Here is a 23,004-nt window from a genome sequence, read left to right on the forward strand (position 1 = left end):
AGAAATTATTTTAAAAATTTTTTCTTCACAAAGTGACATTTTCATTTAATTTTTGTAAGCGTTTTCTATATTTTACTAAAAAAAGCAACCTTCCACAAGTAAAAAGTTGCTTTTATTCTGTTTAATTTATTTGTTTTATTGCAATTTCAAAGAAGTCTACCTACTTCTTAACCGGACCTTTTTCCGCTTTATCTAGGGCTTCTTTAACTGTTTGGGCATAGAGCTCCCCACCATTTGTTTCCATATTGAAGTGAACCGAGTCAGTTCCGACCCAAATGTTTGGATTTTCCACCGCCACTTGGTACCAATCCGCAATGGTGATAAAGTCGTACTTCTTAGCCAATTCCAACTCATAGAGACGGGTTTGGACCGATTCACTGGACTGATCACTCGCATAACGACCGTCATATGGTGTCACAAGAATCAAACGACGACCTTTTGGTAGTTTTTCAACATACTGATCCAGTAGCTCTTTGTAGTTGCTGACGGTGTTAGTTCCTAGGGCAATGACCACATTTTTAAGGAGAACTTTATTGGAGATATCCGTCTCGAAAACCTTCATCCCATTTTCTAACTGACGGCTCACTACAGCATCAATCTGGATCCCAGGGATCGCATTTGTCAAGTAATCCTGTGCCCTCAAGTTGACCGAATCTCCGATCATAGTCACACCATTTGAGACGTTATAGTCTGTTGCAGTCGCATTGTCCACTTGCGTCCGTGTAACCTGCATTTTGCTATCTGCTTGATTGAGGCCACTTACAACCAGGCTCTCATCAAAGGCCCCGACTGTTGGCGCAAAGGACGAAATTCCAATCATCAGCAAGGCTAAAGGAATCATAAGATAAAAGATCGGCTTGGTCAAAAAACTCAGATCCATCTTCATGCCAAAGACACGAGGTTCCTTCCCTGCAATGGTTGGCTCTAAGATATAGAAAGATAAAGCTGTCAAAATCAAGGATAGAATAGTCGTCACAATAGCCGCCATCATATTTCCCAAATGTTGAGAGAAGATGATAAAGAAAGGCCAGTGGAAAAGGTAAACGCCATAACTGGTATCTGCCAAGAAATTGAGGAGGGCTGGTTCTTTTTTGTCTGGCGTCTTTTCATGGAGAATGCGGGCCGATAGAATCATAGCACAAGCTGCGATTGTCGCTGCTAGAAAGCCAAATAGATAGGTCCATAAGCTATCAAATGGCAAGAAAAGACTGACCACAAACAAGAAGGCAAAGCTTCCACCCAAGACTGATAGTGTCTTTTTCATGCTCCAAGATTGTACCATCCGTGTGAAATTAGGACTGACATTGGCAATTCCTGTCACCGTCGCTAAGCAGGATCCCGCAAAGAAGGGGAAGATGTGAGTAAAGCTTGAGAAATAGATGGTTGAGAAATTGGCTGTCAGAAAGGCGCGGATGAACATAGACAAGAAGGTAAAGAGAAAGAGTCCGCTGGATGCCAGGAAGAGCATACCTCGGTATTTCCCAACAGTCTTAGCCCTCTTAGCCAAAAACCATGCCAAAAGTGCCCATAGCACATAGTAATGCACTTCTAGAGCCAAACTCCAGGTATGAAGGAAGAGATGCGGAATGAAGTTACTTTCGTAACTACCACCCGTTGCCATCTCAAAGAAATTGGTCACAAAACCAAAGACTGCCGCAATCTGAGTACCAATACTAGCCACATAGTCACGTTGGACCATAAAGGTAAAGGGCATCACGACCAAGACCATAAAGACGAGGGGCGGTACAATCCGATAAAAGCGTCGCTTCAAGAAAGCCAGGTAGTCGATCTCTTGCTTACGCGCAAACTCATCGATCAAGAGCGCTGTAATCAAAAATCCTGAGAAGGTGAAGAAAATATCTACCCCAATGAAGCCTCCAGGAAAGGCCTTCTGGAAGAAATGGTAAAGCAATACCAATAAGAGTCCTGTGACACGGACTAGTGAAAACCATTTAATGCGCATTTTGATAAATCCCCTGCTTGAATGTTCCTTTGTATACGACGTTGGCTTCTGTGGTTAAGGTACCTTTACCCTCCGGCTGCCCGTTGACAAAATAGCCTTCATAAGTCCAACCATCCTTGGCCTTAAACTTGCCATAACCACTAAAAGAACCGTTGACGAAGTTGCCTGTGTAGGTATCCCCATTTTTGAAAGTGACGGTTCCCTTGCCATTCATCTTACCACGGACTAAGGTTCCGTTATAACGGATAGACCCCTTATCAAGCGTCAAGGCTCCCTGACCAGGAATGGCGGAAAGGAAGACCATTAAAACAGATAAGATCATGACGATCAATGCGACTATTTCTAAATTTTTTCGTGTCAGATAGACCTTGTAGGTCTCATAAAATTCTTTCATATCCTGTATTCTCTCACATATCAAACTCTTAGGAAGTTGCCAGCTGATCCAACCAGACTTCACAGCCAGCCAGAACCCTGCGATAGGTCTCCTCAAAATCACCAGTATACCATGGATCTGGCATACTTTCAGCAGCAAAAAGATGAATCTTGTGCTCTGTACCTACAGGAGCCATTTGCTTCAAATCTACCACATTATTTGCGTCCATCCCTAGGATCAAATCAAAGTTGTAAAAATCCTCTTCTTTGATCTGTAAAGAAGTCTTGGCTGGATCATAAGGGACCTGGTATTTTTGAAAGATTCTCTGGGTTCCCCGATGGATGGGATTGCCATGTTCCCAGCTAGAGGTGGCACGGCTTTCAATCTCATACTGATCCGTCAAGTCCTTCATGACAAACTCCGCCATGGGGCTCCGACAAATATTTCCTAAGCAGACAAAGACGATTTTTTTCATGATTCCACCTAACTCCTTGTTCGGACTGCCCAACCTAGCTGAGCTCTTCGCTTTCCACTAAGGAAAACCAGCATACTATTACTATTATAACAAAAATGTGACAGAAAGATGACAAAGGGGCTCCATCATTTTAAAGAAAAATCAGATTCCTTTTTCAAATCTGATCTGTTTCTCTATTTTGGAAAACGAACCTCTAATGGAGGCCATTTACTCTGCCAATTTTTCTTTTTCATCCGCTCTGTATAAACCGCTAAACGCTCTGGACTGGCTAAAAAATGCGGAGTCGGCTGAACGATGAAGTCTTCGATATCCCTTGCCCCATAAGGGAGAAAGAGTTCTAGCTGATCGTCTTTCTTTAAGCGAACCGCAAGAGCCGTACACTGCTCGGGATATTTAGAAACCGCATCACAGGCACTGCGATAAGGAGCTGTCCCCGGACTATGCTGGTGCATGTAGACTTGGTTTTTGACTTCCCAAGCGTACTGGGGATAGGTCTTCTTTAAGTCCTGCTCGATCTGCAGAGTCTCCTCATAGCTGATCTCAGGGTCATAAAAGACCAGATCCATATCGGTTGTCGCGTCAAACCCTGGTCTTCCTGAGAGCTGGTTCCAGATGAAATTGCGGACCGCGCCCGCTGCTAACCAGGCATCTGCTAAGTCTAGATCTCGAATAATAGTCAAGACTTTCATCATCTCCGGATCCGCTTGGATTTGTTCTACGATTGTTTCTTCCGTCAGCATCTTCTTCTAGTCTCCATTGTAGGGATAACCCAGGTGTTCATAAGCCTTACGGGTCGCCACGCGCCCTGTCCGGGTCCGCATGATAAAGCCTTTCTGAATCAAGTAAGGCTCATACATATCTTCTACAGTTTCACGTTCTTCGGCAATATTGACCGATAGAGTCCCAAGCCCGACCGGGCCACCGCCGTACATTTCAATCATGGTACGCAGGATCTTTTGATCGATATAGTCCAGTCCTTCATGGTCCACATCTAGCATAGAGAGGGCCTTGTCTGTAATGGTATCGTCAATCAAGCCATCGCCCATGATCTGAGCAAAATCGCGCACCCGTTTGAGCAACCGGTTGGCAATCCGAGGAGTTCCACGACTACGAAGAGAAAGCTCTTCGGCAGCCTCGTGGGTAATTTCCATCTCAAAGATCTCGGCGGTCCGCTCGACAATCTCTGTCAAATCATCTTGCTCATAGTATTCCATGTGCCCGGTAATCCCAAAGCGAGCGCGCAAGGGATTGGACAGCATACCAGCTCGAGTCGTTGCCCCAATCAGAGTGAAGGGAGGAAGGTCCAGATGGACACTCCGGCTGCTCTCACCAGCGCCAATCATGATGTCGATGTAAAAATCTTCCATGGCGCTGTAAAGCACTTCTTCGACTGACATAGGCAGACGATGGATCTCATCGATAAAGAGGACATCGCCAGGCTCTAGATCATTGAGGATAGCTACCAGGTCACCGGCCTTTTCAATGACAGGACCAGAAGTCTGCTTAAGATTGACACCCAGTTCATTGGCAATGACAAAAGCCATGGTGGTTTTCCCAAGCCCCGGAGGGCCAAAAAGAAGGACATGATCCAGTGCTTCATCCCGAAGCTTAGCCGCCTCAATAAAGATTTTCAGCTGGTCCTTGACCTTATCTTGACCAATATATTCATGTAAATATTGCGGGCGCAACGTCCGTTCAACAGCCTCTTCATCGCCCATGATTTCATTGTCTAAAATTCTACTCATACAGTCTATTATAGCAAAAAATGATACCTTCGGTACCATAAATAGAATGTGTTTTTTAAAGATCCTGGTTCTCACTAGCCCTTCTTCTTCATAATCTCTCACTCAAAATTTCACTTTATAATTATTTCCTTTAATGATAAAATAAAAGCAACAACGCTTAGGAGGTAAATTTATGTTTACTAAAACAAAGAAAATCCTTTTCGGTTTCATGACATTCTTTGCAGTGCTCGTAATTGCGGGATGTCAGTCTTCTCCATCGCAGTCTTCTCAAACAAATAAATCTTCTCAAACAAATAAATCTCCTCAAACAAAAGCACCACAAGATCTTACAAAGGATCAACAAGGAACTTGGAAATGGACTGACCAACAAATGACCATTCAAAAAGTATTCCTAGCTTCTAATATCAAAAAGCTTGCCGCTGGACTGATGCTTGATGACTTCGATAAGGTTAAGATGACGATGACCATTAAAGATAAAACCGTTGAATTGAAGTACCATTTTGATTACAGAGAACTGTATGAGGATCAAGCATTTGCAACAGGAGAGAACAAAGCGAATTATGAATCGTATTTAAAAAATAAAACTGCTGAATTTAAGAATTATATTCCAAATTTGAAACATACAAAGATTACTCTTGACGAACCTAATTATGCCTATGATTACTCTCTAACTGGAGAAATCGATACGCAGAAACATACTATTACGTTCCCTGAAACACCTACATTTTTAAGTAGAATTGTTATGGGAACCACGTATAACTCACTTGTACCCATTACTTATACTTACACCGTTGAAGGTAACCAAATAACACTTTATGCTGAAGGTAAAGATGAACAAAGTCATTTTAGAGTAATACGTCTTCGTTTCAATTACGTAGGAGACAATCATTAGAAGGAGTGATCAATCATGAACATTATAAAAAAAAGTTCCCTATGGATGTTGTCCCTTCTTGCCCTTCTATTTGTATCAGGATGTGGGCAACAGAAACAACAGCAACAGAAACAGAAACAACAAACAACCACTGAGACTACAACAGTTGCAGAAACTACCACAGTAGCACCTACCCCAGTCTCACTCGAAGGAGACTGGAAAGCTGTAGATTTTAGAGATACAGTGGAACGTACTTTCTTACTTTATTATAATGATGCTAATAGTCGATTAAAGGTTACTGAAGCCTTCCAAGATATCGTTCCGACTCTAAAAATCACAGGAACAGATGTAACTTATTCTTATAGTGCTGATATGAATAAGTATATTGATTTTTATGCTGAACAGAATAAAGATGAATATCCTACAAAAGAAGAAGCTACTGCCATCCTTCTAGGCGTAAGAGAAAAGAAATTTGGAAGTTTTAAACATCAAACTGGAACGTTTGATAACGATACAAAAGTGTTAACTGCAACGTTAAAAGATGGAGTTTTAAACGAGAATGCAAAAACGATCGTATTCCCTGAAGTTCCAAACATCTTTGGAGTTCTACCTCTTTATATTAATTCTACAGACGTACCAATTACTTATCACTACGAATTGAATGGTGACATCCTTACAATTTACGCTGAAAAAACATTCGAAGAAACAGGAGCACATCTTGTTTATCCGATGAAATTCAAGAAAGTTTCAGATCCTAAAACTAATTAAATAACTCACTGAGAGTGAGACAGAAATCGGTAATTCGTTAGAATTCGATTTCGTCGTCCCACCTCCGCACAGTTGAGTAGGGCTGTAAAAGCTGATGAAATCAGCGTAGTAGAGCCCACTCAACCACTGCGTCTTGCTCGACAATCCAAAAATAATTGAGAGGCTAGGACTTTTGTCCCAGCCTCTTTTCTGTGCAAAAAAATAATTTAGGAAGCCTTGAGAATCTCATCTATTGGGGACTCTGCTACATACAATTTTCCCGTTTCTTATATTGAATAATCGGTCAAGTTACAAAACAAAATTGCGATTTGTTTGAAAGCCCTTGCAAAACAATTGTGTTGAACGTATAATATAAGCGTAATACAATCATCTATTTTAAGGAGGTCTAGCGATGATTAGACGTTATAAAAAATTATTTTTAGCATTCGTTGCTCTGTTCTCAGTCTTCCTACTAGCTTCTTGTTCTCAAAAACAAAGTGGCTCTAAAAATGCTGCTAAAACAGAAACAGCAAAAGTCAAAACGATTGATGGCGAATGGGAATTAGTCGATACTCTCGATGCTTTAACGGAATCCATCGGAGCCTATACCCTCCATGGAATCCACTTTGCACACTTGCTTGAATCTGTTAAAGACTTCAAAATGGACATGAAGATTGAAAACAACACGGCAACCATTAAATACGACTATAACATTGATAACTTTATTAAAGCTTTCTCCACTGTCACAACAGAAGCTAGAGGCAAGACTGAAGAAGAATTCAAAAAAATCATGTATGACTCTCATGAAGGATTTGCAAGCGACTTTAAGAAATACAAAGTCAGCATGAATAAAGATACTGGCGTGTTTAGCTACGAAGCAACGGGTTCTATTGATCAAGGTGCCAAAACAATGACCTTTGATGAAGGACTTTCCGTAGCAAACTCATTCTTCTTCTCATTCGGTGAAAATCGCGTTTCGCCAAACACATATCACTACAAATTAAAAGACGACATGCTTTATGTCACGATTGACGGAAAAGCGAAGAAAAATAATCTTCCAGTTCACTATGAACTACACTTCAAACGTAAAGGAAGCACTACTCAAAAAGACCCCGTTCCAATTGAAGGAAAATGGCAAGCCATCGACTTCCGACCAGCTCTTGAACGTAGCTTAGCCTTTAAAGATTTTGACAATGATGATTCGGCTATCAAGCTGATCTATCCTGAGGCATGGAAAGATTTAAAACCAACGTTGAACATTACAGATACATCTGTTGAATTCGACTATACTGTATCTCTAGCAGATGGTTTTGGAAGGTTCTACGATTACTTAAAACAAAAAGATTCATCTAAAGTGACTCAAACAAAAGACGAATATATTAAAGATCAATTTACCAAATTATCAGTCAATCTACAGGATGGCGCTAAAGACTTGCCCAATACAACTTATGAATTTGATAGAGGTAATGCTAAAATTCATTCTGTCTTGAAGAACGGTAAATTAGATACAGCAAACCAAACGATTATCTTCCCAGAAGCTATCAATATTGTCCAACTTGCAACCATGTCCATTGGACCTGTCGCTAAAGAAACTACGTATAAATACTCTATTGATGGAGATATTTTAACGTTGACGATTGAGCAACGCGATGGACGGAATAATCTAAATACGATTATTTCAGCAAAATTCAAAAAAGTGTCTGATGCAACGAGCAAGTAGTCATTCCACTGCTCCTTGAGATTTTCTCAAGGAGCTTTTTTCTGTGCAAAAAAATAAAGAGCTTACGCTCTATTAAAATACTTCGGTACCTTTGGTTCGGTTGAACTCTCTGAGTTCACCTCATTAATTTTTTAAAGATCGTAGTTCTCACTTGCGTTCGAACTGCGTCAATGTACCTAAGCTCGTCTACGTCCCTATCAGGCTTGGTTAGATGAAATAGGTTTAGTAATAATTACATAACGCAGTGGTTGATTGGTATCTTTGTTCGCTCTTATAGCTCCAAAGATTACCTAATCAACTGTGCGGGGGTGAGACAACGAACAATTTTAAAAAATTGTTCTGTCTCACTCCCAGAAAAAAGCCACCGGTTTTGGTGGCTCTTATAGGGAGATTATTATGAAAAAGTTTTAGGAGTTTTATCATTCAAAGTTAGGAGGTCTTTGATGATGGTATTAGTATACGATAGGAAGCTTAAACTTTCCTTATAGTTTTTCTAAAAAATTTTTTTCGAGAAAAAGAGGATGTCCCAAGCAAGGATTTCACATTCTTGTTTGGGTCACCCCTTTCCTCCTTATTTCTTAGCGATGGCATGGTAGCTAGTCTTGCTGGTAAAGACTTGACCTGCTCTCAAGATGACCTTTTCAGCTTGGTCACTGTGAATGGCATCTGGCACTGTTTGGAATTCTAGAGCCAAGCCATTGTGCTGAACCATTGATTGGCCTTGCAGATGAACCGTTTCGTCTACGAAATTGGCTGAATATACCACCAAGGCTGGGGCTTCTGACTTGAAGGTCAAGAAACGTCCAGATGGCTGGTGGTAAAGAAAGCCAGCATTTTCATGCCCTTCTGGAAGAGCAAATGGATGGTCTAATCCTTCTACCAGACGGATTTGCGGATCAGAGTCCTTAAAAAGATCCTCCAAGAGCATAGCTTGGTAGAGATGCTGAACAACCGGACTTTCTCTATCCACGGTCTGAAGAGGAACACCGTCTGGATGGATAGGGTAAAGCCCTTGATGGTTGATCTGAAAGACATGGTCATTGATCGGCTGGGTGAAGTTCCCAGATAGGTTGAAATAGCTGTGGTTGGTCGGATTGACTAGGGTGTCCTGATCCGTTTCTACCCGATAAGCAATCTCGAGTTCACCATCTTCCGTCAAACCATAGGTTACCCAGATCTTGAGATTCCCAGGGAAACCACCGGTACCATCTGCACGCTCTGTGTACAGAGTGATTTCCTGATCCGTTACCGACTCCACGCTAAACAAGGCACTGTCCCAACCCGTCGGTCCACTGTGGTTGCAGTTAGCACCATTATTGGCTTCCAAGTGATAGGTTTGACCATTGAGTTCAAAGCTAGCTCCTGCAATCCGGCCTGCTACCGGGCCAATACTAGCCCCATATTTAGGGCTATTGCCCACATAGTCCTCAAAGCGATCAAAGCCTAGGATAATATTGACAAACTGGTCTTCTTTATCCGGTGTCACATATTCTAAAATCGTCGCCCCATAGGTCATGACAGATAATTGGTAGCCCTTGTCATTTTCGATGCGATAAGCCCGAACCTCTTGATTCTGCCATTCCCCAAACACGCTTTCTTGATACTGTTTCACAAACCTTCTCCTCTCACTGTTTTTCTCCATTGTATCAGTTTCACAAGAAGAAACACTCCACTTTTTATAGAAAATTAGTGGCTATTCTTTATGAAATGGATGAATGATCACCCCTTGAACAACCCGATTGACGGTACCAGTCGGTGAAGGTGTGTCTGGGCGATTTTGCACCTTGAGCGAAGTCAAGAGAGAAATCAATTGACCGTAGATAATGTAAGGGAAGGCACGGTAGATATCTAGGGAGTCTGCTGATGCTTTCACCAACACTTCTCGTACATGCTCGATCCTTGCAGCTTGATCGGTCAAGAGGACGACCTGACGGGCAATCCGATCCCCTGCAACTTCGCGAACCAAGTCCAGATCATACTGACGGGTATAAGGATCAATGGATCCAAAGACCAAGACGAGAGTCTGGTCATTGATGAGGGATTTTGGACCATGACGGAAACCGACAGGACTCTCATACATGGTTGCGATTTTGCCTGCTGTTAATTCCAAAATCTTGAGCTGGGCTTCATGAGCTAGGCCAAAGAAAGGTCCTGCTCCCAGATAGATCACGCGCTCAAAGTCTATATCGACCACTTCCTTGACCGCACGGTCCTTCTCCAAGATTTGCTCAGATAGATCAACCAGCTCTGCTACTCGTTTTTCCTTGATCTCTTCCTCACTTGGATCAAAAACCAAGAGAGCTGTCAAAAGCATAGAGGTAAAGCTAGAGGTCATCGCAAAGCCGGCATCATTGGTTTCTTTAGGTTGGAGAAGCAAGAGATTGCGCTCATCTCCGTGGGCTTGCTGGGCCAGTTTTCCTTCTTCGGCACAGGTAATGGTGATCTGATAGAGCTCATCAACCAAGTCTTGAGCCAACTGCACGGTGGCGACACTTTCTGGCGAATTGCCACTCCGGGCAAAAGATACTAAAACAGTCGGAACCTCTTTTTTCAAATAGGTTTGAGGATGAGCTACGATATCCGTCGTCGCAATGGATTGAAAATTCCAGTGGCGTTCATCGTGTACTTCCTGCAAATATGGAACCAAGGTATCTCCCACATAGGCTGAGGTCCCAGCCCCTGTCAAGATGACCTTGATATAGTCATGCTCTTGCCCAATTTTTTCTAAGAAAGCTTTTATTTCCGCTTTTCTTTCTTGATACAAGCGAGCTGTTTCTTTCCAAACCGTCGGTTGTTGGTAGATTTCACGTGTTGTGATCTCTGCTCCTAGCTCCTGCAAGTCTTCTTTTGTATAGTCTAACATAGAACCTGTTGTTCCTTTCTACAATCTAACGTTGATAAATGGGAAAGGAGCCTGAGATGATGCTCCCAGACTCCCATACCAACCTACTCATCTTCATCATCATCAAGGTTTGACAAGAGGTCATTGACCTTGACAATACTTTCTTTTGCACGTTCAGGGTAGTCCCCTTCATTACCAGTCAGGCTACTATTGATGAATTCGATGACCATCGGAAGATTCATCCCTGCGTATAAGTCAATCGCACGTCCTTCAAGGATCAAGCGACTCACAGTGTTGCAAGGAGTTCCTCCCAAGAGATCGGCAAATACAATATAGTCTTCTAGACCTTGGACTGTTGCTTCAAATTTAGCGGTAAAGTCTTCTGGCCCTTCTTCTGGTAAGAGTGCAACCGTATGGATGGATTCTTGTGGCCCCATAATCATCTCTGTGCTCGCTTTGAGCTCTTCACAAAAGCGACCATGGCTGACCAATACTAACTCTTTTGCCATACCTTACTCCATTATGCCATTCCAAAGAAGAAGTGGCCAAATGCTGAGAATGCGATTGCTGCAAGGATGATGAGCAAGATAGCTTTTGTAGAGTTCATACCCTTACGTCCAAGCAACCAGTAGATTACACCTGTGATGATAGCTGGTACCAAACGTGGGAAGATAAGGTTGAGCATATCTTGAATTTCAATCGCTTTGTCCCCAATGTGTGGAGTCCAAGAAACTTCAACACCAATCATGCTGGCAATCAAGGCACCAACCATGAAGATACCCAGAACGGCAGCTGCGTCGATCAAAGCTGTCAAGGTACTTTGCATATTGTTGATGAGGTTAACCCCTTCTTTATAGGCAAATTCCAACTGTTTCCAACGGAAAATGTCATAAGCAACTGCCACAGCGATCCACAAGAAGATACCGGCTGGGTTTCCTGCAATAGCCAAAGTTGCTGCGATTGAACCCATAATAGCTGGTACCAATGATCCAAAGATTGAGTCCCCAAGAGGAGCGAATGGTCCCATGAGACCTGTCTTGATCCCGTTCACCGCATCTTTTGATTTGACACCATCTTTTTCTTCCAGAGCAAGGTCAAAACCAGTGATAATGGTGTGGAAGAATGGTGAAGTATTGAAGAATTGCGTATGCAATTTCATCATTTCTTTCAATTCTGGAGTGCCATCACCATACATTTTACGCAACTGAGGTAAAAGCATATAAAGGTAACCAGAAGCCTGCATCCGTTCGTAGTTCCAACCCAATTGGAAGGTGAAGAGGCTACGTTTGTTGATTTGTTTAAAATCTTCTTTTGTTAGTTTGTAATTAGAATTCGTCATCTTCAATTTCCCCGCTTTCTACATTGCTTGCTGGAGCAGCTACGACTGTACGTTGACTGTTTTTGAAGTGTTGTACTGCAAGGAAGATACCGATAATGGCAATACCAATCATAGATACACTCTTGAAGTTGTTAACAAAAGTAATAGCTTGTTCTTTTGGAAGTTTAGCGAACACATCAGAACCAACAATGCTAGACACTGCAGCACCAAGGCTTTGAACATTGCTATAAAGCACTGTCAACATTGCTGTTAAGCCAAAGCCAAGTGCTAAGTAGTGAAGGTTACGACGAACAGGAAGGTAACGAAGCAAGATCGCAAATCCAAGACCTGGAAGCATTTGACCTGCAAGTTTCAGACCGTTTGCCAACCATTGTACATTAGCAAGACCTGTAACAACAGTTTCTACGAAAGATCCACCAAAAGCAAGAGCGAAGAAGACCGGAAGGGCACGAGAAAGAGCCCAAGGAATCGCTCCAAGAAGGTAGTTGCGTTCGATACCTTTGTAGTCAAAGCGGTCGATTGCAGCATCTACACGGTGAGCGAAGTAAGTTGTAGTCATACGACCAAGAATATCAAAGTAGGTCAACAAAGTTGCTACTGGCACAGCGATTGTAGCAATAGCAATCTCTGGATCAATCCCTTTTGCTACTGAGAAGGCAGTCGCAAGAACGGCACCAGATGTTGCGTCAATACGAGAAGCTCCACCGAAAGTACCTACACCGAGCACTGTCAATTGAAGAGAAGCTCCGATAAATAGACCTGTCTTTAAATCCCCCATGACAAGTCCTGTAATGAAACCAGCAAAGACTGGTGATCCTGCTGATGAAACAATCGTCAACTCATCACAGATTTGATAAGCTGAGTACAAAGTAAGTAGTAAAATTTGCCACCATTGTATCATGACAATTTCCTCCTAAAAATTTTCTTTTACTTTAATAACTTCATAAAGTCTTCTGCAGTGTCGTTTGGCACCATCTGAGACGTAATCTTTACACCTTTTTCGTGGATCTTGTTGAAGTCTTCCACGTCCGCGTCCACCACATTGATCGAGCGGGTAATCGCACGTGTCTCATCAGATTGAGACATATTGCCGACATTCAGCGTTTCAAGCTGAACGCCTGCTTCGATCAAACGAAGGAAACGATCAGGTTTGCGAGCTACGATAAAGAGTCGTTGGCTATCATATTTTCCAGCCAAGATATTTTCCGCAGCCTTTGCGACTGGCAAGATACTGAGCTTAACACCAGGTGGTGTCGCTAGTTTCAAGCCACTTTTTTCAATATCATTTTGAGCGACTTCATCATCGATCACCATGATACGTGAAACATTTAGTTTGGTAGTCCAAAGATTGGCTACCTGCCCGTGGATCAAACGTCCATCGATACGGCATCCTACAATAGTCATAAGTTTTCCCCCTTTACTTCTTTGAATGTAGGTTGTTGAACAAGTTGAAGTGTCTCTTGGTAACGCCCTTCTGTCTCAAAGACGATCAGGCTATTGGCTCCTTCTTTGAGGAAACCATGAGGCACGTAAAGTGAAGTGGTCGGTCCGACCTCCCAGAAGCGACCAAGATTGTGGCCGTTGACAAAGACAACCCCTTTCCCAAATCCTGTCATATCCAGATAAGTGTCAAGGGTGTGGTCCAGCTGAAAATCATATCGGTAAAATGCTGGAGCACCTGCCTGCCATTCCTTTGAAAAATCGAGCTGACTGAGATCTTGTAAATCCAGTGGGTACTGCTTCCAATGAAGGTGGAAATGCAAATCCACACAGACACCTGTGCGAATGCCCTTGTGCTGGCTATCAGCTAAGAGCTTGTGCCCATAGTTGACACGGCCCATATTCTCAAGCAAGATTTTTAAATTCGTAACCGCTTTCTTTTTTCCTTTGATAAAAAGATCTTCACCGATCTCTGTTTGGTATTGCGTTGCTACATGTTGATCATCCAGGTAAATCTGTACCCGATCCCGACCATCAATGATGCGCAGTCTTTCTTCTTCCGCATCCAACTCAAGGTCTGTCTCATATAGGAGATAACCTGTGGTTTGCCCCAACTCTTCCATCTTTTCGGGATAAAGGCTGGTCTCGACTTGAGCCAAATTATCCAGATTCCCAAAAAGACTAGTCTTGGCCGCCAATTGCAAGGTTTGTTCTGGTAAACACTCTTTGATAAGTGGTTCTTGCTGTGGGTATTCCGAATAATAGGTCGCCATCATCTTTTGAATGGCATAATACTTCTCCGTCGGATTGCCCTGCTCATTGAGCAAAGCCCCATAGTCATAGGACGTCACCTGTGGCAAATCAAGCGTCCCCCGAGCTGAACAACCATTCATAAAGCCGAAATTGGTCCCGCCATGAAACATATAGAGATTGATGGAGCCGAGCTCCAAGACCTCATGGACAGCTTCTGCCAACTCCTCTGGGTCCCTTTGAATCACAGGTTCCTTCCAGCGGGTAAACCAGCCATCCCAGAATTCCATACACATCAAGGGCCATTTCTTGCCGTATTCGCTAAAGAATTCCTGCATCTGACCAAAGTTATAGGCTGCTTTGGAACCGAAGTTTCCCGTCACAAAGAGGTCTTCTTCGATCAAGGTTCCTGTTCTTAGCGTTGCTCGCCATGGTCCATCTGATGTAAAGAGAGGACAGGTCACGCCTTTTTCCTTCATCAAATCCCGAATGGCACGAAGATAATCCTTATCCTCTCCATAAGAGCCGTACTCATTTTCCACCTGCATCATGAGTATTGGACCACCCTGATCCACTTGGTAGGGTGTCAACAAGCCAAGCAAGCGATCATAATAACGATCCACTGCTTCGATAAAGGCTGGGTCTGATGAGCGGATTCGCAGGTCTTCTTCTAAGAGCCAGGCTGGTAATCCACCAAATTCCCACTCTGCACAGATAAAGGGCGACGGCCTTACAATCATGTAAAGTCCAAGGGATTGGGCTGTTTGAATGAAACGCTCTAGATCCAATCGACCACTAAAGTCAAACTGCCCTTTGCGGGGTTCATGCGCATTCCAAGGGACATAGGTTTCAACCGTGTTAAACCCCAAAGCCTTTAGATTATACAAGGAATGATACCAGTCTGCTGGGTCAATTCGGAAATAATGGATCGCTCCGGATAAAATCTTGAAGGGTTGATCTTTTAAATAGAAAGCATCGCGAATCTCAAAAACTCCCATAAACGCCCCCCTTTCTTATATGTAACCCTTTTCATTTATTAATATAATAAATTATTTAAAAAATGTCAACACTTTTATAAAAAATATGTTAAAATAGGGTTAAATAAGAGAAATCTAAAGAGAGGTAGCACTATGGCAATTCCAAAGTACCAACACATCAAAGATGAATTGAAGCAGCAAATTATCTCCGGAAAATTTGAAAATGGAGATAAATTTTATACTGAAGCTGAACTCATTAAAATTTATGATGTCAGCTCTATCACCGTTGTCCGTGCTTTGAACGACCTCGCTGCTGATGGTTACATTGTCCGCCAGCAAGGAAAAGGGACCTTTGTTTCTCGTGCTCGAAAACACAAACTGGTTGAGTTTTCAGATGTTGAAACTTTCCCCATCCAAAAGGCCAAAGTCAAAGTTCTCTCTATTAAACGCGGAAATACCTTGAACATCCTAGACAAACTAGGCCTCAATCCAACGCAATTCTACTATAAGATCGAACGGACTCGTCAAATAGAGGATGATACCTATATTTTCCACCAAACCTATATTCCTGAACAATACATCAATCCAAACTATCCAAATTTGGAATACTATAGCTCTATCTATGATCGCTTCAAAGAAGACTACCACATTCATATGAATGATGAGCACTTCGAAGAAGTCAACGAAATCGTCTTCCCTACACCTAGCAAGGTGGCCAAAGTATTAAAGATCGACGAAAATTTCCCAACGGTCAAACAAGTGAAGACAACCAAGTTAGAAGCGACTGGCCAAATCCTTGAATACACGGAAACCTATAAACGCGGTGACTACTACAAAATTAAATTCATCTCCTGTAGTCGCGATCACTAAGAACCAAAAAGACTGAGACACCTCGGTCTTTTTTATAGGTTCAGTATAACATGTTGAAAACGATTTCTAAAGACCTCTTTAAAAATATATATAATTAGTGATAGTTTAGCTATAAAAAGTTTAAAAATGGGAGTGGGAAAGAACTCCGAGGAATTAAAAAAGATCGAAAAGGTTCCCCGAACTTTTTCGATCTTATCACACCGCATAGCTTCAACAGTCTGGGAGACTGTTGAAGACTGCAGATAAAGGAAACATTGTTTCCGTCACCATAGGTCATCTTTGGAGCTTCATAAGCGAACAAAGACTTAGGATACTTGCTTCACAAGTCCTATCCACCACCTCAAAGCAGTGCTTTGAGCAATCAACCACTGCATCTTGCGGTTATTCTTATCAAACATCAAAGGCTGGACAGTTTTTGCCTAGCCTCTTTCGTCTATTTTTCAAATTCCCGTTTTTCGTTGCGATTAGTCACCCAAACCGATGCGTTCAAAAATTTCATCCACCCGTTTAGTGTAGTAGGTTGGGTTGAAGATTTCGTCGATTTCTTCTTGAGTGAGACGTGAAGTTACTTCTGGATCAGCTTCAAGAAGTGGTTTGAAGTCAACTTGGTTATCCCATGATTGAGCAGTCTTTGGTTGAACAAGGTCGTAAGCTTGCTCACGCGTCATACCTTTTTCAATCAAAGTCAACATAGCACGTTGGCTGAAGATCAAACCAAATGTAGAGTTCATGTTGCGGATCATGTTTTCTGGGAAGACTGTCAAGTTCTTAACAATGTTTCCGAAACGATTGAGCATGTAGTCAATCAAGATGGTTGTATCTGGTGCGATGATACGCTCAGCTGATGAGTGAGAGATATCACGTTCGTGCCAAAGGGCTACGTTTTCATAAGCTGTGACCATGTGACCACGGATCACACGTGCAAGACCTGTCATGTTTTCAGAACCGATTGGGTTGCGTTTGTGAGGCATTGCTGAAGACCCTTTTTGACCTTTAGCAAAGAACTCTTCCACTTCACGTTGCTCTGATTTTTGAAGACCACGAATTTCAGTTGCCATCCGCTCGATAGAAGTTGCGATGCTCGCAAGAACTGCAAAGTACTCAGCGTGAAGGTCACGAGGAAGGACCTGTGTAGAGATTTCTTGAGCACGGATACCCAATTTATCGCAGACGTATTTTTCAACGAATGGTGGGATATTGGCAAAGTTACCAACCGCACCAGAAATCTTCCCAGCTTCCACACCAGCAGCCGCATGCTCGAAACGCTCGATATTGCGCTTCATTTCGCTGTACCAAGTAGCCAATTTAAGACCAAAAGTTGTCGGCTCAGCGTGCACACCGTGGGTACGCCCCATCATGATGGTAAACTTGTGTTCTTTCGCTTTGTCAGCGATGATGTTGAGGAAGTTTTCAAGGTCCTTGCGGATGATGTCGTTGGCTTGTTTGTAGAGGTAACCATAGGCCGTATCTACCACGTCAGTAGAAGTCAACCCATAGTGAACCCACTTACGCTCTTCACCAAGCGTTTCAGAAACCGCACGTGTAAAGGCAACCACATCGTGACGAGTTTGCTGCTCGATTTCCAAAATACGGTCGATGTCAAAGTCCGCTTTTTCACGAATCAAAGCCACATCCTCCTTAGGGATTTCTCCCAACTCAGCCCAGGCTTCATCCGCCAAGATTTCCACCTCAAGCCAAGCACGGTATTTATTTTCTTCAGTCCAAATGTTCGCCATTTCTGGGCGAGAGTAACGTTCGATCATGTTTAAGATACCAAGGGCGACTAGAAAACGACTAAATTTTAGGAAACCAACGACGGACTCTTGCGTCCTAGGAGGCTTATCTAAATTCCGAGCTTTCCGCTCGGGTTCAGTTCTGCAAACTAGATGCCCATTTCCTTTCTTTGTTTACAATTAGGAAGTCCATAGTTCGTATTCAGTTTTAGTGAATACGACTTTTTCTCCTTGATTCTTATTTATTCAATAGGAATAATTATATGGTAGATTATGCGTTATAAAAATTATAATCTACATTTTCACTTAATCTTTTTTAATCCTAGTATTTTAGCTAATAAAATTCTAATATCCCAATCTTTATCCAAATCCCAAATTATCTGTTTATCAATCATTCTAGATTTTTTAAACAAATCAATAACATCACCTTCAAACACATAATATGGTTTAGCTAACTGAAATCCATATTCTTTTAATTTTTCAAATTGGGACGGTTCATCAAAAATGAATCTAATTTTGTCTTCGAAAAGATCATAACTTCCTCCCAATTGATTAGTAAGCTTTTGACAAATGTTCTCAATATTTTTCTCAAAAGCCATTTGGAAGGCAGTTTCTTTTTCAAATAAAGGACTATTGTCCAAGTTTTCTAAATAAGAGATTGTTCTATCCCAACAAATATCAATATTGTTAATTAACTCAGTTTGTTCAAGATCTTGCTCTAATATAAATATAGACAACCATAGAATTGGTGCATTTTCAATATTTTTAAGGACCCTTTCAAAAATATACCTTTCATTCTCAATAAATTCTAATACTTCTTCTGCATGATAGAATAAATTGCCTATAAAATATTTCTTAATTTGACCAGATAATTTATCCCCACAAGCATTGTATTTTTCTAATACCGCTTCTAATCTCTGATATAGTTCTAAATCACTCTCATTTCTTAAATCCAGAAAATCTAACGATGGGCCTCCTTCATAATTCATCTCATAACTAAACTTTTGTTGACAAAGTTTCAAGATATGCATACGGACCGTTAAATCTTTCAAATACGGTGTCACAGAATATCCAATCTCCCAATGATAATTCAGATTATATTGTTTCCTATTTATCATCAATTTTTTATCATTTGTTACAAAATATACATCTTGACTAGCTTTGTCTAATATCTCATTGATGATTGAATGCGTGAGTTCTTCTGATAAATCATCTGGAACTGTGAAAGAATTTTTTATTTTATCCAGTTTTGACTTTAAATTTTGATAAATATTCTTAATTTCACTTAGTACACCATTTATGGAGATACGATTCTTGGAATCACTATTTAAACATTTTTCAACAAGATCATCTAGCTCAAAAAGAAATGGATAGTAATTACTAATTAACGGGTAATCATTCCCATGAGGATTATTTTTTGTAAAACACTCATTAATAATCAATCCAAGAGCGAAAACATCTGCTGCACCCGTGATAGTAGTTGCATTACCTCTATTTTTTTGCTCAGGTGCTAAATAATTCCTATTGTTTAGTAAATCGTTATCTTGTGTTAAGTTGGAATCCTTGAAATGTGCAATTCCAAAATCAGTTAAAACTAGAGTATTATCCTTTATTAAAATATTTTCCGGCTTTATATCTCTATGAATTATTCCTTTATTATGAGCATAGCTTATAGCTTTTGACAATTGAATTAAAAAATTAAATCTTTGTTGTGGTGAATAACTTTCAGATTCACCTATTACATCCCTAAGATTTTTTGGAAAATAATCCATTACTGCATATAGAAATTTTGCTCTTTGTCCGTAATTTGGATATTCTCCATGTAATTGATACTGAATAATATTTTCATGATTAAATTGTGAACAAAAGTCAATATCATTTTTTAGTCTCTCGATTTTTACCGTATTTGCATGGCCGCCAGAAGTTGGTAGTTTCATAATTTTAACCGCTTTTTTCATGCCAGTACTATCATTTGTCAAAACTACTACTCCTTGACCTCCTTGACCTAGAATTTCGACGAAACTATAGTCAATAGAGTCCAAAACTTCATCAATTTTAAACTGATTTTTAAGACAATCAATATGCTCATCTGTTAAATCCATAATTCCTCACTCCTGTCAAACAAATTCCATGATTATTCAAACTCTTCTTTTCCAATCCACACAGATGGATAATGACCCAATGTATTCAAATCCGTATCCAGAGGCAGATCATAGATGGCTAAATAGTTTTCAGGATATTGAGCAGTCAGCTCTTCATACTTAGCTTTCACTTTTTCGTGATCGCTACTAGCATACAAGACTTCGACGACTGCTCCCGTCTTTTCTTTTTCAACAAATGCGTTGACAATGAGTTGAATCATAAAAACCTCCTAAATCGAAATGCCCTTCATATTTGCTTCCAAAATAGGCATCTTCACACCTAACTCCTGACCAGTCTGATAAACACTTTGACAGCAGTAAAAAATGTCCTGTTTATCATTGTGCAAGGTCATGATTTTTCGGGTTAGCTCATTTTTCGCAAACATGACTTTCATGGCCTTGCCGGCTATCCAAGCGGGAATTTTGTAGGGTAAGAGTTCTGCCTTATAAAGCTTCAAATTCACGCCACGCGCTTCTACGACTTTCAAAGCTTCTCGAATGGCCTTGATGGCTAATGATAATTCCGATGAACTATTCATCAAATTCAAAGCCAGTTCTTCTGGGTTTTCCAGATTCCCTGAACGTGCTGCTGTCGAAGTGACACCTGCATTAATCGCCATGTGAATCCAAATCCACTCGACCATATCATGAGGCACTTCCCACTTCAAATCTGCAGAAACTAGTAAAGCCGTCAGATCAGCATAGTTAGAAATGTGTGCTTTTTGCTCACCTTCTAGCATTAAATGGTCGAACAAGACACCATCCAAATGGTTCTCCTGCATGTGACCACCCGCTGTCGGAAAAGCCAAAATATAGTCGTAATCCCCTGCCCACTCTTGGACCTCTTTTCGAGTATCCCAGAAATTACAGAAGAAAACAAGGGTGCCTTTGATATTATTTTTTCGCAAGGTTTCCACAGCTTCTTTGACAAGCCCATGACGCACACTCAGAAAAATAAAATCGTATTCCGAATCAGCTTCTGCCACATGAACCTCATAGGTGTCGTGTTTGTTTTCACCTTTGGAATGATAGCGACCATCTAGTAGATCAACCGACAACTCCTTCGGAGCAGTGCTTTTCTTACTATCTCTCAGTACATGCTCCACTTGATGGCCTGCTTTTTGAAAGGCGTAGGCATAAGTGGTCCCGATGACTCCAAGTCCTAGAATCGCTATTTTCACTTAAAAATCAATCCCTTTCCCAAATTCAACCACATTATCTGGCACATCACTAAACAAAGTCACATGCCCCATCTTGCGGTTGTGCTTTGCTTCTAGTTTACCATATAAGTGGAGGTGAGCGCTTGGATTTTCTGTCACATACGTTTCAGCAGCCTCGACGTGTTGGCCGAGAACATTGAGCATGACAGCAGGCGCATGAAGGTGGATTGCTGGGAGTGGCGCTCCGAGAACACCCAAGATGTGGGTATCAAACTGGGAGAAGTCGCAAGCTTCAATTGAATAATGCCCTGAATTGTGTGGACGTGGCGCAATTTCGTTGACAATGATGTCATCTGCTGTCGCAAACATTTCCACACATAGCGTTCCAGAAAGGTTGAGTTGTTCAGCTATTCGCACTGCCATGGCTTTGGCTTTTTCAGCTAGACTTTCTGAAATGCGAGCAGGCACAATGGTTTTTGAAAGAATGTTGTTGCGGTGGATATTTTCCTGAACAGGGAAGACTGTCACGTCCTTGCCATTACCAGACACGATGACAGAAATTTCAAGGTCAAAGTTGACGAACTCTTCTAAAACGCAGTCTGCCGAGTCCGCTAAAGTGTATGCTTCTTCCAAATCTGCTGCTGAGCGAATAACCTTTTGTCCGTGTCCATCATAGCCACCTGTCGCTGTTTTGAGGACATAGTTTTTAGACAGGTCGATATCTGCCAAATCTTGGCTTGAGGTCACAACCTTGTAAGGGGCCACAGTGACTTGGGCCTTGTTGGAAAGAAAGTCCTTCTCAAAGATTCGATTTTGAGAAATGCGGAGTAGGTCTGTTCCTTGTGGAAGCTGACCGTCTTTGATAACAGCGTCAAGGCCGTCAGCATCCACATTTTCAAATTCATAAGTGAGAACATCACAGCGATCTGCCAACTGACGAAGAGCCTCTACGTCGTCGTAAGGGGCCACGATGATTTCCGCCACACGAGAGGCTGGGCAATCAGCTGCTGGGTCCAAGGCGATGACCTTGTGCCCCATGTAGATAGCTGAGATCGCCATCATCTGACCGAGCTGGCCACCACCGATGATCCCAATGATTTTAGTTGAGCTCATTTGTAGACTCCTCTGCAATTTTTCCTTGTTCTTCAGCAAAATCTGCCAATGCTGTCGCAATAGCCTGGTCCTCTACTGAAAGGAGACGGAGGGCAAAGAGGGCTGCATTAGTCGCACCAGCTTCACCGATCGCCATAGTTGCGACAGGCACTCCACCTGGCATCTGAACGATAGAATAGAGTGAATCCACACCGCTAAGAGCACGTGATTTGACGGGTACGCCGATAACTGGAAGGGTTGTTTTAGCAGCAACCATCCCTGGCAAGTGAGCTGCACCACCTGCACCCGCGATGATGACCTTGATGCCACGGCTACGTGCTTCTTCCGCATGTTTGAACATGAGGTCAGGCGTCCGATGGGCAGAGACAACTTTCTTTTCGTAAGCGACGCCGAAGTTGTCGAGGACTTCAGCAGCTTTTTGCATGGTTGCCCAGTCGGATTTTGAGCCCATGATAATGGAAATTACTGGTTTAGTCATAATTTTTCCTTTTTCTTTTTTTGATAATGGTCTTAGGTGGTGGGGACGGAAGCAAACCTTCGGTTTCATTCCTAAACTTTGAGCCTAAGGTCTCAAAGTTTCCCCCGACCAGAACAGATGCTGTTCTGGTCTTTTCACCACGGCGACCATTATCGTGTTTGGCGACTTCGTCGCCTAATATAGCACTAATATTCAAAAACTCGAAGAAAACCACAGAGTGACAAGGCAAAGCGACGAAGATAGAACTAACGTTCAGCAAGGAGCTTT

At 41.9% G+C, this 23,004-nt stretch carries 22 protein-coding genes; 4 read left to right on the forward strand and 18 right to left on the reverse strand.

Annotated elements, in window-relative coordinates:
• Window positions 1-160: 160 nt before the first annotated feature.
• The 5 genes from PCY07_RS07305 to ruvB all read right to left on the reverse strand — a co-directional run bounded on the left by PCY07_RS07305 (window position 161) and on the right by ruvB (window position 4,556).
• Window positions 161-1,963, reverse strand: coding sequence for an acyltransferase family protein (locus PCY07_RS07305; protein WP_301355697.1), 1,803 nt, complete (start codon window positions 1,961-1,963; stop codon window positions 161-163).
• Complete coding sequence (locus tag PCY07_RS07310) at window positions 1,953-2,357, reverse strand: membrane protein (protein ID WP_041826166.1); 405 nt, start codon at window positions 2,355-2,357, stop codon at window positions 1,953-1,955. The genes PCY07_RS07305 and PCY07_RS07310 overlap by 11 nt, the downstream gene beginning before the upstream one ends.
• 28 nt (window positions 2,358-2,385) lie before the next feature.
• Window positions 2,386-2,811, reverse strand: coding sequence for a low molecular weight protein-tyrosine-phosphatase (locus tag PCY07_RS07315; RefSeq protein WP_301355700.1), 426 nt, complete (start codon window positions 2,809-2,811; stop codon window positions 2,386-2,388).
• A gap of 173 nt (window positions 2,812-2,984) precedes the next feature.
• A complete protein-coding gene (locus PCY07_RS07320; RefSeq protein WP_301355703.1) occupies window positions 2,985-3,551 on the reverse strand; it encodes a nucleotidyltransferase family protein in 567 nt (188 codons plus the stop codon).
• Window positions 3,552-3,557: 6 nt separating this feature from the next.
• Entirely contained in the window at window positions 3,558-4,556 is a 999-nt protein-coding gene (gene ruvB, locus PCY07_RS07325) for a Holliday junction branch migration DNA helicase RuvB (protein WP_080976254.1), read from the reverse strand.
• A gap of 172 nt (window positions 4,557-4,728) precedes the next feature.
• Between ruvB and PCY07_RS07330 the strand changes: the two genes are divergently transcribed.
• The 3 genes from PCY07_RS07330 to PCY07_RS07340 all read left to right on the forward strand — a co-directional run bounded on the left by PCY07_RS07330 (window position 4,729) and on the right by PCY07_RS07340 (window position 7,894).
• Window positions 4,729-5,448: a hypothetical protein gene (locus tag PCY07_RS07330; protein WP_301355706.1), complete on the forward strand. Its 720-nt coding sequence runs from the start codon at window positions 4,729-4,731 to the stop codon at window positions 5,446-5,448.
• 15 nt (window positions 5,449-5,463) lie between these two features.
• Entirely contained in the window at window positions 5,464-6,195 is a 732-nt protein-coding gene (locus PCY07_RS07335; RefSeq protein WP_301355708.1) for a hypothetical protein, read from the forward strand.
• A gap of 391 nt (window positions 6,196-6,586) precedes the next feature.
• Complete coding sequence (locus tag PCY07_RS07340; protein WP_301355710.1) at window positions 6,587-7,894, forward strand: hypothetical protein; 1,308 nt, start codon at window positions 6,587-6,589, stop codon at window positions 7,892-7,894.
• Between the two features lie 571 nt (window positions 7,895-8,465).
• Here the strand turns inward: PCY07_RS07340 and PCY07_RS07345 are convergent.
• The 7 genes from PCY07_RS07345 to PCY07_RS07375 all read right to left on the reverse strand — a co-directional run bounded on the left by PCY07_RS07345 (window position 8,466) and on the right by PCY07_RS07375 (window position 15,263).
• Window positions 8,466-9,506 (reverse strand): aldose epimerase family protein, encoded by a 1,041-nt coding sequence (locus tag PCY07_RS07345; protein ID WP_301355712.1) that lies wholly within the window; start codon window positions 9,504-9,506, stop codon window positions 8,466-8,468.
• Between the two features lie 81 nt (window positions 9,507-9,587).
• Window positions 9,588-10,757 carry an SIS domain-containing protein gene (locus tag PCY07_RS07350; protein WP_301355713.1) on the reverse strand — a complete coding sequence of 390 codons (1,170 nt, stop codon included), beginning with the start codon at window positions 10,755-10,757 and terminating at the stop codon, window positions 9,588-9,590.
• A gap of 83 nt (window positions 10,758-10,840) precedes the next feature.
• On the reverse strand, window positions 10,841-11,245 hold the full coding sequence (locus PCY07_RS07355) for a PTS sugar transporter subunit IIA (RefSeq protein WP_003002366.1): 405 nt from the start codon (window positions 11,243-11,245) through the stop codon (window positions 10,841-10,843).
• A gap of 11 nt (window positions 11,246-11,256) precedes the next feature.
• The gene (locus tag PCY07_RS07360; protein WP_023920055.1) at window positions 11,257-12,075 is read right to left on the reverse strand and encodes a PTS system mannose/fructose/sorbose family transporter subunit IID; all 819 of its coding nucleotides are present in this window, start codon (window positions 12,073-12,075) and stop codon (window positions 11,257-11,259) included.
• Window positions 12,062-12,976 carry a PTS mannose/fructose/sorbose/N-acetylgalactosamine transporter subunit IIC gene (locus PCY07_RS07365; protein WP_301355715.1) on the reverse strand — a complete coding sequence of 305 codons (915 nt, stop codon included), beginning with the start codon at window positions 12,974-12,976 and terminating at the stop codon, window positions 12,062-12,064. Before PCY07_RS07365 ends, PCY07_RS07360 begins: the two co-directional genes overlap by 14 nt.
• Before the next feature lie 26 nt (window positions 12,977-13,002).
• On the reverse strand, window positions 13,003-13,479 hold the full coding sequence (locus PCY07_RS07370; RefSeq protein WP_003009322.1) for a PTS system mannose/fructose/N-acetylgalactosamine-transporter subunit IIB: 477 nt from the start codon (window positions 13,477-13,479) through the stop codon (window positions 13,003-13,005).
• Entirely contained in the window at window positions 13,476-15,263 is a 1,788-nt protein-coding gene (locus tag PCY07_RS07375) for a beta-galactosidase family protein (RefSeq protein WP_301355717.1), read from the reverse strand. The genes PCY07_RS07370 and PCY07_RS07375 overlap by 4 nt, the downstream gene beginning before the upstream one ends.
• A gap of 132 nt (window positions 15,264-15,395) precedes the next feature.
• On the opposite strand from PCY07_RS07375, the gene PCY07_RS07380 reads away from it, so the two are divergent.
• On the forward strand, window positions 15,396-16,112 hold the full coding sequence (locus tag PCY07_RS07380) for a GntR family transcriptional regulator (RefSeq protein WP_014712626.1): 717 nt from the start codon (window positions 15,396-15,398) through the stop codon (window positions 16,110-16,112).
• A 464-nt stretch (window positions 16,113-16,576) separates the two neighbouring features.
• Here PCY07_RS07380 and purB read toward each other — a convergent pair whose 3' ends face one another.
• The 6 genes from purB to purE form a co-directional block, all read right to left on the reverse strand.
• The gene (purB, locus tag PCY07_RS07385) at window positions 16,577-17,875 is read right to left on the reverse strand and encodes an adenylosuccinate lyase (RefSeq protein ID WP_003013885.1); all 1,299 of its coding nucleotides are present in this window, start codon (window positions 17,873-17,875) and stop codon (window positions 16,577-16,579) included.
• 272 nt (window positions 17,876-18,147) lie between these two features.
• A complete protein-coding gene (locus PCY07_RS07390; protein WP_014712625.1) occupies window positions 18,148-19,947 on the reverse strand; it encodes a serine/threonine-protein kinase in 1,800 nt (599 codons plus the stop codon).
• 32 nt (window positions 19,948-19,979) lie between these two features.
• Window positions 19,980-20,207, reverse strand: coding sequence for a hypothetical protein (locus PCY07_RS07395; RefSeq protein ID WP_003015370.1), 228 nt, complete (start codon window positions 20,205-20,207; stop codon window positions 19,980-19,982).
• A 9-nt stretch (window positions 20,208-20,216) separates the two neighbouring features.
• Window positions 20,217-21,167, reverse strand: a complete 951-nt coding sequence (locus PCY07_RS07400) for a ketopantoate reductase family protein (RefSeq protein WP_014712624.1) — start codon at window positions 21,165-21,167, stop codon at window positions 20,217-20,219.
• Complete coding sequence (gene purK / locus PCY07_RS07405) at window positions 21,168-22,259, reverse strand: 5-(carboxyamino)imidazole ribonucleotide synthase (protein ID WP_041826162.1); 1,092 nt, start codon at window positions 22,257-22,259, stop codon at window positions 21,168-21,170.
• A complete protein-coding gene (gene purE, locus PCY07_RS07410; protein ID WP_013904394.1) occupies window positions 22,246-22,737 on the reverse strand; it encodes a 5-(carboxyamino)imidazole ribonucleotide mutase in 492 nt (163 codons plus the stop codon). The genes purK and purE overlap by 14 nt, the downstream gene beginning before the upstream one ends.
• Window positions 22,738-23,004: the final 267 nt, after the last annotated feature.

Origin of the sequence: Streptococcus sp. SP1 (genome assembly GCF_030440005.1) — a bacterium.
Classification (GTDB): Bacteria; Bacillota; Bacilli; order Lactobacillales; family Streptococcaceae; genus Streptococcus; species Streptococcus parasanguinis.